Source organism: Streptomyces sp. G-G2 (genome assembly GCF_030063135.1).
Lineage (GTDB): Bacteria > Actinomycetota > Actinomycetes > Streptomycetales > Streptomycetaceae > Streptomyces.
In genome coordinates this window covers 1-13,245 of the sequence record NZ_JASISO010000090.1, presented here as the reverse complement: position 1 = coordinate 13,245, position 13,245 = coordinate 1, and the positions used below count along the sequence as shown (strand labels likewise).

Here is a 13,245-nt window from a genome sequence, read left to right as displayed (position 1 = left end):
GGGCCGGGGGGCTTTGGCTTCGCGCTGGCGGGGTCGGGTGGGTGCCCGGGGGTTGGGGGGAGCGGGTTTTCTCGTGGGCGGGGTCGGGGTCGTGCCCGGGGGCTGCCCCGACCCCGGAAGCTCAAAGCGCCAAAGCCCCCGCGGCGCAGCCGCGGAAACCCCGCCCCCCCGGCGCAGCCGGGAGCTAGTGGGCCGGCAAGCGACCCGCTTCGCGGGAGAGGGCGGCCAGGACCGGGGCGATCAGGGGGTGGGTCTCCGCGCCGCGACGGGTGGCCGCGAAGACGCGGCGGGTGGCCGCCGGGCCCGCTACCGGGCGGACCTGGACCTCCTTGAGGTCCGTGCCGCGCAGGGCCGAGCGCGGGACCAGGGCGACGCCGGCGCCCGCGCCCACCAGGGCGGTCACCGCCCGGAAGTCGTCGGAGGAGTGCCTGAACCGGGGCTGGAAGCCCGCCAGTTCGCAGGCCAGCAGGGTCACGTCGTGGCACGGGTTGCCGGGGTACTGGCCCACCCAGTCCGCGTCGCAGAGACCGGCCAGCGGGACCTCGGGGAGTTCGGCCAGGGGGTGCCCGGCGGGGAGTACCGCGTCGAAGGGCTCGGCGTACAGCGGGAGCACCGACAGACGGGTGTCGTCGGCGCCCGGGCCGCCCCGGTACTCCACGGCGAGCGCCACGTCGGCCTCCCCGTCCAGCAGCAGAGGCAGGCTCTGGTCGCCCTCCGCGTCCCGCACCCGCAGCCGGATGCCGGGGCGTTCCACGGCGAGCCGGGCGATGGCCGGGGCGAGCACTTCGGCGATTCCGGTGGCGAAGGCGGCCACCGTGACCTCGCCCGCGGTGCCGCCCGCGTAGGCGGCGAGTTCGGCCTCGGCGCGTTCGAGCTGGGCCAGTACCTCGTGGGCGTGCGCGACCAGGATCTCTCCGGCCGCGGTGAGCCGGACGCCGCGCCCGCTGCGCGTGAGCAGGACGTGTCCGCTCTCCTGTTCCAGCGCCGCGAGCTGCTGGGACACGGCCGAGGGGGTCAGGTACAGGGCCGCGGCCGCGGCGGTCACCGTACGGTGGTCCGCCACGGCCCGGAGGATGCGCAGCCGGCGGGGGTCGATCACCCCTCCATGATGTCAGCCCGTCGAGGACCCGAGCGCCGCGCGGGCGTCGATGAACGCGGCTACCGCGCGCTCCACGTCGGCCGTGGAGTGGGCCGCCGAGAGCTGCACGCGGATGCGGGCGGCGCCCATCGGGACCACGGGGTACGAGAAGCCGATCACGTACACGCCGCGCTCCAGCAGCAGCTCCGCCATGCGGGCCGCCTCCGCCGCGTCGCCGATCATGACGGGGGCGATGGCGTGGTCGCCGGGCAGGATCTCGAAGCCCGCCTCGGTCATCTTCGTACGGAAGAGCGAGGTGTTGGCGGCGAGCTGCTCGCGCAGGTCACCGGCCGATTCGAGCAGGTCGAGGACCTTGAGCGAGGCGGCGGCGATGACCGGGGCGAGCGAGTTGGAGAAGAGGTACGGGCGCGAGCGCTGGCGCAGCAGGGCGACGATCTCGGCGCGGGCGGCGACATAGCCGCCGGAGGCGCCGCCGAGGGCCTTGCCGAGGGTGCCGGTGATGATGTCGACGCGGTCCATGACCCCGTGCAGTTCGGGCGTACCGCGGCCGCCGGGGCCGACGAAGCCGACGGCGTGCGAGTCGTCGACCATGACCATCGCGTCGTAGCGCTCGGCCAGGTCGCAGATCTCGGCGAGCGGGGCGACATACCCGTCCATGGAGAACACGCCGTCGGTGACGATCAGGCGGCGGCGCGCGTCCTGGGACTCCTTGAGCCGGGTCTCCAGCTCCGCGAGGTCGCGGTTGGCGTAGCGGTACCGGCGGGCCTTGGAGAGGCGGATGCCGTCGATGATCGAGGCGTGGTTGAGGGCGTCGGAGATGACCGCGTCCTCGGCGCCGAGGAGGGTCTCGAAGACGCCGCCGTTGGCGTCGAAGCAGGAGGAGTAGAGGATCGTGTCCTCCTGGCCGAGGAACGAGGAGAGTCGGGCCTCCAGTTCCTTGTGCACCTCCTGGGTGCCGCAGATGAAGCGCACGGAGGCCATTCCGTAGCCCCATCGGTCGAGCGCGTCCTTGGCGGCGGCGATCACCTCGGGGTGGTCGGCCAGACCGAGGTAGTTGTTGGCGCAGAAGTTCAGGACCTCGCCGGTGGCGCCCGGGGCTCCGCCGGTGGTGACTCCGACGGACGCGCTCTGCGGGGTGCCGATGACGCGCTCGGGCTTGTGCAGCCCGGCGGAACGGATCTCCTCGAGGGTGGTGCGCAGGTCTTCGCGTACGGACTCGAACATGGTGCTCTCTTTCCACTGGTGCGGCGGCGGTGGCGGAGGGAGGGGCCGGGCCCCGCGCGGGGGGTGCGGGGCCCGGCCGGAGGGAAATGGTCTGTGGAGCGGACGCGGCGGACAGCCGGTCCGGCGGTCCGAGCGCCGGGCAGCCAGACGCTCAAGCGCTCAGGCCGTCCGCCGGCCGGCCGATCAGACGGTCAGGCCGGTCAGCCGCTGAAGCGATCAGACGGTCGGGCCGTCAGGACGGGCCGTTACGCCGTCCAGTCCAGGATGATCTTGCCACTGCGGGCGGTCGCGGCCTCGTCGAAGGCGGCGTCGAAGTCGCGGTGCGAGTAGCGGCCGGTGATGACCGGACTCAGGTCGAGTCCGCCCTCCAGCAGCACCGTCATCGCGTACCAGGTCTCGAACATCTCTCGGCCGTAGATGCCCTTGATGGTGATCATCGAGGTGACCACCTTCGCCCAGTCCACCGGGAACTCCTGCGCGGGCAGGCCCAGCATGGCGATCCGGCCGCCGTGGGTCATGTTGTCGATCATGTCGCGCATCGCCTCGGGGCGGCCGGACATCTCCAGGCCGATGTCGAAGCCCTCGCGCAGACCGAGTTGGGCCTGCGCGTCGGCGATCGTGGCCTCGCGGACGTCGAGGGCGAGGGTGGCGCCCGCCTTGCGGGCGATCTCCAGCCGCTCCGGGCTGACGTCGGTGATCGTCACGCTGCGCGCACCGGCGTGCCGGGCGACGGCCGCGGCCATGATGCCGATCGGACCCGCGCCGGTGATCAGCACGTCCTCGCCGACGAGCGGGAAGGACAGGGCCGTGTGCACGGCGTTCCCGAACGGGTCGAAGATCGCCGCCACGTCGAGGTCGACCTTGGTCCGGTGCACCCACACGTTCTGCGCGGGCAGGACCACGTACTCGGCGAACGCGCCGTCGCGCCCGACGCCGAGCCCGACCGTGCTGCGGCACAGGTGGCGGCGCCCGGCCAGGCAGTTGCGGCACTTGCCGCACACCAGGTGGCCCTCGCCGCTGACCAGCGCGCCGATCTCGATGTCCTGGACGTCGGAGCCGACCGCGGCGACCTCGCCGACGAATTCGTGTCCGAGGATCAGCGGGGTCTTGACCGCGCCCTGCGCCCAGCCGTCCCACGAACGGATGTGCAGATCGGTACCGCAGATGCCGGTGCGCAGCACCTTGATCAGCACCTCGCCGGGGCCGTGCTCGGGCTCGGGCACATCCATGAGCCACAGCCCGGGCTCGGCCTTGTGCTTGACGAGTGCCTTCATGGGGTGGCTCCAGGCATGCGGAGGGGGCGCCGCGACCCAGGTGACAGGTGCGGTGCGTCGATGGAGACCAATGTGCCGATACCCGCGGTGATCAGTCCATCGAGGATTTCTTAAGCGGGTCGACAGCCCAGCTTCACGCCTATGCTCCTCCGTGACGGGGCCGGGGCAGGGGCAGGGAACGGGGAGGTGGCAGCGGTGCCGAGTCTGCGCAGTCGGGCGCTGTCGGCCGCGCTGATCGCGGCGGGACGGCGAAGACGGTTCGCGAGTGCCGAGGCGGTACGGGCCCGGGTGGCCGAGTCCGCGCGGCGGCCCGCTTCCCACCTGCCACCGCGCGCGCTGGGGAAGATCGCCGAGGTCTCGCGGACGTTCGTCGGCGCGTGGCCGGTGTACGACGCCGCGCCGCGCGGGGCGGAGCCCGCGGCCCAGGTGCTGTACGTGCACGGCGGCGGCTACATCCACGAGCTGGTCCGGCCGCACTGGTCCTTGATCCGGACCCTGGTGACCGAGGCGCGGGCGCGCTGCGTGGTTCCCGCCTACATCCTGGCGCCGCGCGGGACGGCCGACCGGACGGTGCCGGTGGCCGCGGACCTGTTGAGCGGGCTGATCGCGGCCGGCGGGGCCGGGGGCACGGTCCTCATCGGGGACTCCGCGGGGGCGGGACTCGCGCTCGCGGCGGCGCAGCGGCTGCGCGACCGGACCGGTGCGCAGCCCTCGCGGATCGTGCTGATCTCGCCGTGGCTGGACGTGACGATGAGCCACCCGGACCAGGCTTCGCTGGAGGCGGCCGATCCGTTCCTCGCGCGGCCGGGGCTCGTGGAGGCGGGGCGGTTGTACGCGGGGACGCTCGGCACCGATGACCCGCGGGTGAGCCCGCTGCGCGGAACCTTCGCCGGGCTGGCGCCGTTGACGGTCTTCGCGGGGTCGCGGGACGTGCTGGTCACCGACAGCCGGGAGCTGGTGCGGCGGGCGCGGACGGACGGGGCCGAGGTGGACTACCACGAGGCGGCGGGGCTGCCGCACGGCTATCCCCTGCTGCCGGTTCCGGAGGGCCGCGCCGCCCGCGCGGAGATCGTCCGGCTGGTCCGCGCGGCGGCCCCCGCCGGGTGACGGGGTCACGGCGGGTGACCGGCGGGCGGGTGTGGTGGGACGGCCCGCGGGTGGGTCCCCTTCAGGCCGCGCAGGTCATCAGGGAGCTGATGGGCCGGGCGCGGTACGCCGCCCAGAACGCCTCGTCGCGGTCGGCGTCCGGCGGCGGGGTGCGGGCGGGCTGCCAGCCGACGGTGGCGAAGCCCGCCTCGACGGCGGCTTCGGCGAAGTCGGCGTGCGCCCATTCGCGGAACTCGAAGGACACGGGCGGATCGGTGAGGAACTGCGCGCGCAGCAGCGGTGCGTCCCCCGCGGGGTGCCGGCCGAGGATCCGCAGGCCGTAGGGCGACCAGTCGTGGTGGGGGAACGCGCCCGCGTTGGGCACGATGGCCAGCAGTCGCCCGCCGGGGCGCAGATTGGCCCGGATGGAGCGGAACATGCCGTGCAGGGCGGCCCGGTCGGGCGCGTAGTTGAAGAGGTGGACGGCGGTGGCGAGGTGGAAGGGGCCGAGCTGCGGCATCTCGGCGGCGTCGCCGACCACGTACTCGATGGCGGCCCCTGAGGGTGTCGCTCCGGGGGCCTCTTCCGAGGGGGCGTGGGCCCGGGCGAGCGCGATCATCCGTTCGGAGATGTCGAGGCCGACGGTCCGCCGGGCTCCGGCGTGGGCCAGCAGCCGGGTGGTGTAGCCGTATCCGCAGGCGAGGTCGAGGGTGTCGAGCCCGTGCACCCCGCCGAGCGCTTCGAGGGCGCCCCGGAGGGTGTGGGTGTCGGCCGCCGCGGAGGCCGCCGTGGTCTTGGCCTCGGCATAGCGCGCGCCGATGGTGTCGTACTGCGTCCGCATGGTCCGTATCGTGCCCCGCGCGCCGGGCGCGGTACGGCGGGACGGCGGCCCGTCCCCCGGATGAGGGAACGCGGTCGGCCTACGTCCGCGTTCTGGGTACGGGCCTCAGCTGCGAGGCCGGTACTCGGCTCCGGCGTTCGGGGCCCCGTCACGACGTTCGAGGCACGGTCGCGCGCACGGGGTCCAGCCGCGCGGCATCCGGGGGCTCAGTCGCGACGGACGGGGCTCAGCGCGGGCCGGCCCTCGCGGACCCGGGAGGCGCGGGACCCGCGACCCCGGCCCTTCCACGTGCGGCGCCCGGCCCGTCGCTCAGCCCAGCTCCGCGAGCGTCTTGAGCAGCGGGGCGGCGCCGTCCTCCCGGGACAGGGCGGCCGCGAGGCGCTGGGCGCGGTCCCGCATCCCCGGGTCGGTGGTGGCCTCCCGGACCGCCGCGGCCAGCCGGTCGACGGTGAGCCGCTGGTAGCGCACCGGGCGCGGGGCCACCCCGAGCGCGTGCAGGCGGGCGGCCCAGAACGGCTGGTCCAGCTGGACGGGTACGGGCACGGTGGGCACCCCCGCCCGCAGTCCGGCGGCCGTGGTGCCCGCGCCGGTGTGGTGGACGACGGCCGCGACGCGCGGGAACAGCCAGTCGTGGGGGACTTCGCCGATGCCGATCAGGTCGTCTCCCTCGGCACTCAGTCCGCTCCAGCCCGCCTGGACGATCCCGCGCACCTTCGCCTTGCGCAGCGCGGCGGCGAGCAGCTCCCCGAGCCGTTCCGCGTCCCCCGCCACCAGGCTGCCGAATCCGGCGAAGACGGGGGGCGGGCCCGCGTCGAGGAAGTCGAGGAGGCGCGGGTCCGGCTTCCAGCCGGGGGGCCGCTCGGGCCACCAGTAGCCGCCCACCTGGTGGCCCGACGGCCAGTCGGCGGGGCGCGGGAGGACGAGCGGGCTGAAGCCGTGGTGCACGATCCGGTCCCGGTCCAGTCCGAGGGGGCCGCTGAACCGGCGGGCGGGCAGGCCCAGTTCACGGCGCAGAGCGCGTACTCCGGGGGCGAAGGCCCGGTCGCCCCCGGCCCAGACGGCGCGGCCGGTCAGCTGGTTGGCGTACGGGCCGAAGGAGCGGCCCGCGGCGACGAGCGGCGGGAAGGCGCGGGTGGGGGTGACGGGCAGCAGGTGCACGCCGACGCACGGCAGCCCGCACCCCTCGGCAAGGGTGGCGCACAGGGGTTCGGTGAGGGTCGAGGCGAGGACCACGTCGGCGCCCGCGCGGACGGCGGCGGCGACCCCGTCGGTCAGCGGCGGGATGAACTCCCGCGCCAGCCGGATCACCCGGGCCATGGCGACGGGGGTGCTGACGGCGCGCAGCAGCCGCTGACCGGCCGGCGAGGCCAGTTCCGTCCGGGGGTCCACGGGCAGCGGGCGGAATCCCAGGCCCAGGGCGGTGACCGCGCCCTCGTACCGGCTGTGGGTGGCGAGGACCACCTCGTGCCCGGCGGCGCGCAGCCGCGTCCCGAGGCCGGTGTAGGGGGCCACATCACCCCAGGAGCCGGCTGTCACCATCAGTACACGCATGGTTTCACTGTGTCAGGTCGGCCTCGGCTCGCGCGAGTTCGCAGCTCAAAGCCCGACGAAGAGCGGCGGAAGGGCCGACGGAGGGCGGCCGACGGGCTGGCTGGGGCCGGCCGAAAGGCTGGCTGGGGGCGCCGCGAAGAGCGTACGAACGGTTCGCTCGGCGCCCGGGCGGTACGACGGCCCGCGCCGCGCTCACGCCGCGGCCACGGGCAGCAGTTCGCGGGCGCGCGAGCGCAGCCAGGCGTGGGCCGGGTCCGCGTCGTGCCGCGGGTGCCAGGCCATCCCGAAGCGCAGGGCGGGCAGGTCGAGCGGGATCTCGAAGGTCTCCAGCCCCAGGGCGTCGGCGAGCGGTACGGCGTGCGCGGTGAGCAGCCCCACGAGGTCGCTCTCGCGCAGCACGAAGAGGGAGGCGGCGAAGGTGCCGACACTGCCCACCACCCTTCGGGTCAGGCCGAGTTCGGCGAGCGCGGTGTCCACGGGCCCTTCCAGGCGGCCGCGCCGGGAGGCGATCAGGTGCTCGGCGGCGGCGAACCGACGGGCGGTGACCCGGCCGCGCAGCAGTGGGTGGCCGGGGCGTACGGCGGCCAGCATCCGCTCGTCGGCGAGGGACTCGACGCGCACCTCGGGGGAACGGGTGTCCACGATCCCGAGTTCCAGGTCCGCGACCCCTTCGCGGAGGCTGGGCAGGTCCGCGTGGCTCTCGGACAGGAAGCGCAGCCGCACACCGGGGGCCTCCCGCGCCACCCGGCCGAGGAGGGCCGGTCCCAGGGCCGCGACGAGGGCGTCGTTGGCGAGGACGGTGAAGGTCCGGGTGAGGGTGGCCAGGTCGATCTGGCCGCCGGACAGGAAGACCGAGCGGGCCCGTTCGACCACGGCCCGCACCTCGCCGTGGATGGCCAGGGCGTGCGGGGTCGCCACCATGGTGCGCCCGGCGCGGACGAGCACGGGGTCGCCGAGGGCCTTGCGGATCCGGCCGAGGGTGCGGCTCATCGCGGGTTCGGAGAGGTGCAGCCGGGCCGCCGCGCGGGAGACGCTCGACTCCTCGATCAGCACGTCGAGGGCCGTGAGCAGATTCAGGTCGAGGACGGATTGCGTCACACGCATAGATCCCTTGCGAAACATGCACTGGAAAGCAGGTCACCCCCACCCTACGGTGAGGGACATCCCGTTTCCCCAGCTCCGAGGAGGAGCAGTGCTTCGCCCTGCCCGTCAGCGAGACGGGGCCCCGCGCCCCGTCGTCCTCGTCCTGTGCGCCTGCGTCCTGGTAGCGCAGGCGATGGTCGCCGCCGTCAACCTGCTCGTCCCCCAGCTCGCCGCGTCCTCCCTGCACCCCGCCCCCGGGGAACTCCTGTGGGCGGTCGACGCGTACGTCATCGTCTTCGCCGCGCTGCTGATCCCCGCCGGGGCGGTCGGTGACCGCTACGGCCGCAAGGGCGCGCTGCTGGTGGGGCTCGGCCTGTTCGCGGCGGGCGGCGCCCTCAGCGCGCTGGCCGGCTCCTCCGCCGTGCTGATCGCGGGGCGCGGGGTGTGCGGCGCCGGGGCGGCCCTGATCATGCCCGCCACGATGTCGGTACTGGTCCACCTCAGCCCGCCGGAGCGGCGCGGCCGGGCGCTCGCCACCTGGACCCTGTCCGCGGGTCTGGGCGGGCTGGCCGGCAATGTGGGCGGGGGCCTGGCGGGCGAGTACCTGACCTGGCGGGCGCTGTTCTGGGCGGTGGTGCCGCTCGGCGCGCTGCTCGCGCTGCTGGTGGCCCGTACGGTCCCGCGCACCCCGGCCCGGGCGGACGCGGCGGTGGATCCGCTGGGCGCGCTGCTGCTGGCGGGGGCGCTGTTCGCGGTGGTCTACGGGATCATCGAGGGCCCCTCCTTCGGCTGGGCCTCGGCGCGGGTCCTGACCGCGTTCGGGGCGGGGGCGGGGCTGCTGGCGGTGTTCACCGGCTACGCCCTGCGCGCCGCCCGGCCGCTGCTGGACCCGCGGATCTTCGCCTCGCGGCGGCTGCGGGCGGGGACGCTGGGGATCGGGGCGGCCTTCTTCGGGCTCTTCGCGCTGTTCTTCGTCAACGCGCAGTACCTCCAGTACGCCAAGGGGTTCTCGCCCGCGCTGACGGGCCTGGCGATCGTGCCGCTGACCGTCGGCATGGCCCTGGTGCCCCGGCTGGGCGCCCGGCTCCAGGAGCGGACCGGGCCGCGCCCGCTGGTGGGCGCGGGGCTCGCGCTGATCGGCGGGGGGCTGCTGCTGGTGTCGACGGCCGACGCGCGCACCCCGTACCCGCTGTACGCCTGCTACCTGCTCGTCCTGTCCGTGGGCACCGGGCTGTGCGCGCCCGCGCTGACCCTGACGGTGGTCGCCGAACTCCCGGCGCACCAGGCGGGTCTGGGATCCGGGCTGAACACGGCGGCCCGGGAGATCGGCGCCGCGCTCGGAGTGGCGGTGGTGGGCACGGTGCTGGCCTCGCGGTTCCACGGGGATCCGCGGGATCCGGCGCAGATCGCCGCGTTCACCGGGGCGATGGGCATGGCGCTGCGGACGGTGGCCCTGGTGCTGCTGGTGGCGGCCGCGGCCGTGGTGGCGGGCTACCGGGGCGGCGCGCGCGGGGGCGCGGAGAACGCCGTACGCCCCCGGGATGCAGCGGCCGCCGGTCGGGGCGCATCCTGACTGTGTGACGGCCAGACCGGACACCGACGGCCCCGCCCCGGACGAGACGGGCCCGCTGCTCGCGCGGGCCACCGTGGGGGCCGTAGAGGCTGCCGACGGGTACGCGGGCGGGGTCTACCTGCGCTCCGGGACGGACGGGCTGCTCCGGCTCGCGGTCCTGGTGGGGCTGCCGGGGCGGCTGTTCCGGCCGTGGTGGCGGATGCAGGTGAACCGCCCGTACCCGGTCGCCGAGGCGTACCGCACGGGACGCTCCGTGCACCTGCCCGACGCGGAATCGACGATGCGGTTGTTCCCGCAGCTCATGGCCGGTCTGCCGTACGCGTTCGGTTCGTTGTACGAGCCCCTGACGGCCGGGCGCGAACGGTTCGGGGTGCTGATGGTGCTGCGTACGGCGACCCCCGGCACCCCGGTCGGACCGGCGGACCGGGAGCGGCTGCGCGCCGCGGCCGGGAGCCTGGCCGCGGAGCTTGCCCGGCTGACGGCGGCGGGCGCGCCCGTGGTGTGGGACGGGGACCCGGTGTGCGTGGATCCGCCGGACCGGGCGGAGGGCGCCCCGGAGACGGCCGACCGCCTGCCGCAGGCGCTGCTGTCCCTGGACCGGCTGGGCCGGGTCGGCTACGCGAGCGCCGCCACGGACGCCCTGCTGGGGGCGGAGGCGGCGGGGCTGCGCGGAAGGGTGCTGTGGGAGGCCCTGCCCTGGCTGGGCCATCCCGCGCACGAGGACAATTTCCGGGCCGTGTACATGTCCGGGGAGCCGATGGGGTTCCTGGCCAACCGGCCGTCCGGGGAGTGGTTCTCCGTGGACCTCTACCCGGGTCCGGGCGGGGTGAGCGTCCTGCTCGCGGCCGCGAACGCGCCCGCCTACGCACCGGGCTCCGTCCTGCGCCCGGGCGCTGGGCTGGGCTCGCCCGCCGACCGGGCGTCGGCCCTGTACCGCCCGGTGGCGATGGCGATCGCGCTGACCGAGGCGGTGACCGCGCGCCAGGTGTCGGCCGTGGTGACGGAGGAGCTGCTGCCCGCCTTCGGCGGCCGGCAGCTGGCGATCTACCTGCTGAGCGAACGCCACCTGCACCTGGCCTGGGAGACCGGGTTCCCACGGGGGTTCCTCAACCGGTTCGACGGGGTGGCGCTGGACGTCCGGCTGCCGGGTGTGGAGACCCTGACCTCGGGGCGGCCGATCTTCTTCGAGTCGATGCAGCACCTGGCCGCGGCCTATCCGGGGATCCCGATGGACACCGACGTCGGCGCCCGGGCCTTCCTCCCGCTGATCGCCTCGGGCCGCCCGGTCGGCTCGTGCATCCTCGGCTTCGACGCCCCGCGCGGCTTCAGCCCGGAGGAGCGGACCGTGCTGACCGCGCTGGCCGGGCTGATCGCGCAGGCCCTGGAGCGGGCGCAGCGCTACGACAACGAGTCGGCGCTCGCGCGCGGGCTGCAGTCGGCGCTGCTGCCCGCCCGGCTGCCGGTGCTGGAGCAGGTGGACACGGTGGGCCGCTATCTGCCCGGCACCCAGGGGATGGACATCGGCGGGGACTGGTACGACGTGGTCGAGACCGGGCCGGGGATGCTGGCCCTGGCGATCGGGGACGTCCAGGGGCACGGGGTGGCGGCCGCCGCGACCATGGGTCAACTGCGCAGCGCCGTACGGGCTTTCGCGCTCAGTGGGAACAGCCCGCAGGAGGTGGTGAGCGGCACGAACCGGCTGCTGATCGGGCTGGATCCGGGGCAGTTCGCCAGCTGCTGCTACGTCCTGCTCGACGCGGCGTCGGGGCGTGCGCTGGCCGTTCGCGCCGGGCATCCGCAGCCGCTGCTGCGCGGCCCCGACGGCCTGACCGAGGTGCTGGACCTGCCGGGCGGGGTGGTGCTGGGCGTCGACGCGCAGGCGGCGTACCCGGTGACCGAACTGACCATGGAGCCGGGCGCGGTGCTCGCCCTGTACACCGACGGGCTGGTGGAGCAGCCGGGTACGGACATCGACGTCGGGGTGGAACGGCTGCGGGCGGCGCTGGCGGCGGCCCACCCGGTCCCGCTGACGGACACGGCGGACCGGCTGATCAGCGAGGCCGGGCAGGCCGCGGACCGGCCGGACGACATCGCGCTGCTCCTGGCGGCCCGTACCCGGGAGCGGGGCGGCGGCGGGGCGCGTTAGCGGTCGAGGCGGCCGTCACGCCGACCTCCGCGGTCGGCGGTGACCTGGACGCGGTCCTCGAAGCCGCCGAGGACGCGCGCGGCTACCGCGAGCGCCGACCGTCCGCCGGGGGCTGACCATCCGCGGGTCCCTGGTCGTACGCCGGGCGCCGGCCGTTCGCCGCGGCCAGCAGCGGCGGGGACAGCGGGGCCTCCTGGCCGCCGGTCCGCGGCAGCAGGAACGCGATGGCGGGCGCGGGACCGTCCGCGGCGCACAGGGCACGGTTCTGGAGCCGGTCGAGGGCCGCGTCCACGGGGTGCGGCACCGGCCGTCCCCCGGCGTCCGCGCGCTGGTACTTGGTGAGGTTGTAGCCGAGGGCGTACTGCCGGGTGCCGTCCGCGCTGGACAGGGCGGTGGTGCCCGCGCCCCAGACCGTGCCGTCGTGCCCCCAGACCGGACCGCACGGGGTGTCGACGGTGTAGATGCCGAGCCCGTACCGGGCGATGATCCGCCCGCTGCCGTCGGTGACGGGGTACGTCGTGCGCATCTCGCGGAGCTGGGCGGCGGGCAGCAGTCCGCCCTGGAGCAGGGTCCGGTAGAAGGTGTTCAGGTCCTGCGGGGTGGAGATCAGCGCACCGGCCGTGCCCGCCATGGTCATGTTGTAGTCGCTGTCGTCGCGGGGCGGGTCGATCAGCCCGTGGAAGCTCTCGTACAGCCTGGAGTGCGGGCCCTCGATCCGCGGGTCGGCGCCCGGGAACCAGGTGTGGCGCAGTCCGGCCCGGCGGATCACGGTCCGGGTGATGACCTCTTCGGGGTCCTGGCCGGTGACCGCGCGCAGCAGTTCGCCGAGCAGGATGTAGTTGGTGTTCGAGTACGACCAGCCGGTGCCGGGCGGGAAGACCCGCGGGGCGTCGAGGCCCCAGGCGATCAGCTGGGCCGGGCGCACGGTGCGGTAGCGGAACTCGTCCAGGCTAGCGGTGGACCCCTGGCCGAGGGAGGGGAAGGCCACGCCGATGTAGTCGGCGATGCCGCTCGTGTGGTTCATCAGCATGCGCACGGTGATCCGGCGCCCGCGGTCGCCCGGGACGAGACCGGGCAGGTAGTCGCCGATGGGCACGTCGAGGCGGATCCGGCCCGCGGCGCTCTGCTGGAGCACGGCGACGGCGGTGAAGGACTTGGTGACGCTGCCGACGCGGTGTTCCATGTCCGGGCGGGTAGGCCTGCCGGTGGCGAGGTCGGCGACCCCGGTCGCGCCGTCCCAGCGGGCGGCGCCGTCGCGGACGGCGGAGTACGCCCCGTACATGCCCGCGTCGCGCACCGCGGCCAAGTCCGCGTCGAGCGCCGCGCGGTCGAGGTCGGGGGCGGGGGCGGGGGTGGCGAGGGCTGGGC

10 protein-coding genes are annotated in these 13,245 nt (G+C 75.2%); 3 read left to right on the top strand and 7 right to left on the bottom strand.

Translation table 11 applies throughout. From position 1 onward, the window contains the following. Window positions 1–184: 184 nt before the first annotated feature. The 3 genes from QMF80_RS37000 to tdh form a co-directional block, all read right to left on the bottom strand. On the bottom strand, window positions 185–1,099 hold the full coding sequence (locus tag QMF80_RS37000) for a LysR family transcriptional regulator (RefSeq protein ID WP_283461690.1): 915 nt from the start codon (window positions 1,097–1,099) through the stop codon (window positions 185–187). A 12-nt stretch (window positions 1,100–1,111) separates the two neighbouring features. Further along, complete coding sequence (locus QMF80_RS36995) at window positions 1,112–2,323, bottom strand: glycine C-acetyltransferase (protein ID WP_283461688.1); 1,212 nt, start codon at window positions 2,321–2,323, stop codon at window positions 1,112–1,114. A 245-nt stretch (window positions 2,324–2,568) separates the two neighbouring features. After that, window positions 2,569–3,597 carry an L-threonine 3-dehydrogenase gene (tdh, locus tag QMF80_RS36990; protein ID WP_283461686.1) on the bottom strand — a complete coding sequence of 343 codons (1,029 nt, stop codon included), beginning with the start codon at window positions 3,595–3,597 and terminating at the stop codon, window positions 2,569–2,571. A 195-nt stretch (window positions 3,598–3,792) separates the two neighbouring features. On the opposite strand from tdh, the gene QMF80_RS36985 reads away from it, so the two are divergent. Further along, window positions 3,793–4,704: an alpha/beta hydrolase fold domain-containing protein gene (locus QMF80_RS36985; protein ID WP_283461684.1), complete on the top strand. Its 912-nt coding sequence runs from the start codon at window positions 3,793–3,795 to the stop codon at window positions 4,702–4,704. A gap of 61 nt (window positions 4,705–4,765) precedes the next feature. Here QMF80_RS36985 and QMF80_RS36980 read toward each other — a convergent pair whose 3' ends face one another. From QMF80_RS36980 to QMF80_RS36970, 3 genes are all read right to left on the bottom strand, one after another. Further along, window positions 4,766–5,524 (bottom strand): class I SAM-dependent methyltransferase, encoded by a 759-nt coding sequence (locus tag QMF80_RS36980; RefSeq protein ID WP_283461682.1) that lies wholly within the window; start codon window positions 5,522–5,524, stop codon window positions 4,766–4,768. Between the two features lie 309 nt (window positions 5,525–5,833). After that, the gene (locus QMF80_RS36975) at window positions 5,834–7,075 is read right to left on the bottom strand and encodes a glycosyltransferase (RefSeq protein WP_283461680.1); all 1,242 of its coding nucleotides are present in this window, start codon (window positions 7,073–7,075) and stop codon (window positions 5,834–5,836) included. A gap of 192 nt (window positions 7,076–7,267) precedes the next feature. Further along, complete coding sequence (locus QMF80_RS36970) at window positions 7,268–8,179, bottom strand: LysR family transcriptional regulator (protein ID WP_283461678.1); 912 nt, start codon at window positions 8,177–8,179, stop codon at window positions 7,268–7,270. Between the two features lie 88 nt (window positions 8,180–8,267). Between QMF80_RS36970 and QMF80_RS36965 the strand changes: the two genes are divergently transcribed. Together QMF80_RS36965 and QMF80_RS36960 are read left to right on the top strand one after the other, a co-directional pair. Beyond that, the gene (locus QMF80_RS36965; protein WP_283461676.1) at window positions 8,268–9,731 is read left to right on the top strand and encodes an MFS transporter; all 1,464 of its coding nucleotides are present in this window, start codon (window positions 8,268–8,270) and stop codon (window positions 9,729–9,731) included. Further along, window positions 9,700–11,877, top strand: a complete 2,178-nt coding sequence (locus QMF80_RS36960; protein WP_283461674.1) for a SpoIIE family protein phosphatase — start codon at window positions 9,700–9,702, stop codon at window positions 11,875–11,877. Before QMF80_RS36965 ends, QMF80_RS36960 begins: the two co-directional genes overlap by 32 nt. A gap of 82 nt (window positions 11,878–11,959) precedes the next feature. Here the strand turns inward: QMF80_RS36960 and QMF80_RS36955 are convergent. Beyond that, the coding region (locus QMF80_RS36955; RefSeq protein ID WP_283461672.1) for a serine hydrolase domain-containing protein at window positions 11,960–13,245 on the bottom strand (1,286 nt) is incomplete at its 5' end.

Coding starts and splice junctions, on each gene's coding strand:
- QMF80_RS36970 (WP_283461678.1), bottom strand. CDS start 8,179: ATGCGTGTGACGCAATCCGTCCTCGACCTGAATCTGCTCACGGCCCTC.
- QMF80_RS36980 (WP_283461682.1), bottom strand. CDS start 5,524: ATGCGGACGCAGTACGACACCATCGGCGCGCGCTATGCCGAGGCCAAG.
- QMF80_RS36995 (WP_283461688.1), bottom strand. CDS start 2,323: ATGTTCGAGTCCGTACGCGAAGACCTGCGCACCACCCTCGAGGAGATC.
- QMF80_RS36960 (WP_283461674.1), top strand. CDS start 9,700: ATGCAGCGGCCGCCGGTCGGGGCGCATCCTGACTGTGTGACGGCCAGA.
- QMF80_RS36975 (WP_283461680.1), bottom strand. CDS start 7,075: ATGCGTGTACTGATGGTGACAGCCGGCTCCTGGGGTGATGTGGCCCCC.
- tdh (WP_283461686.1), bottom strand. CDS start 3,597: ATGAAGGCACTCGTCAAGCACAAGGCCGAGCCCGGGCTGTGGCTCATG.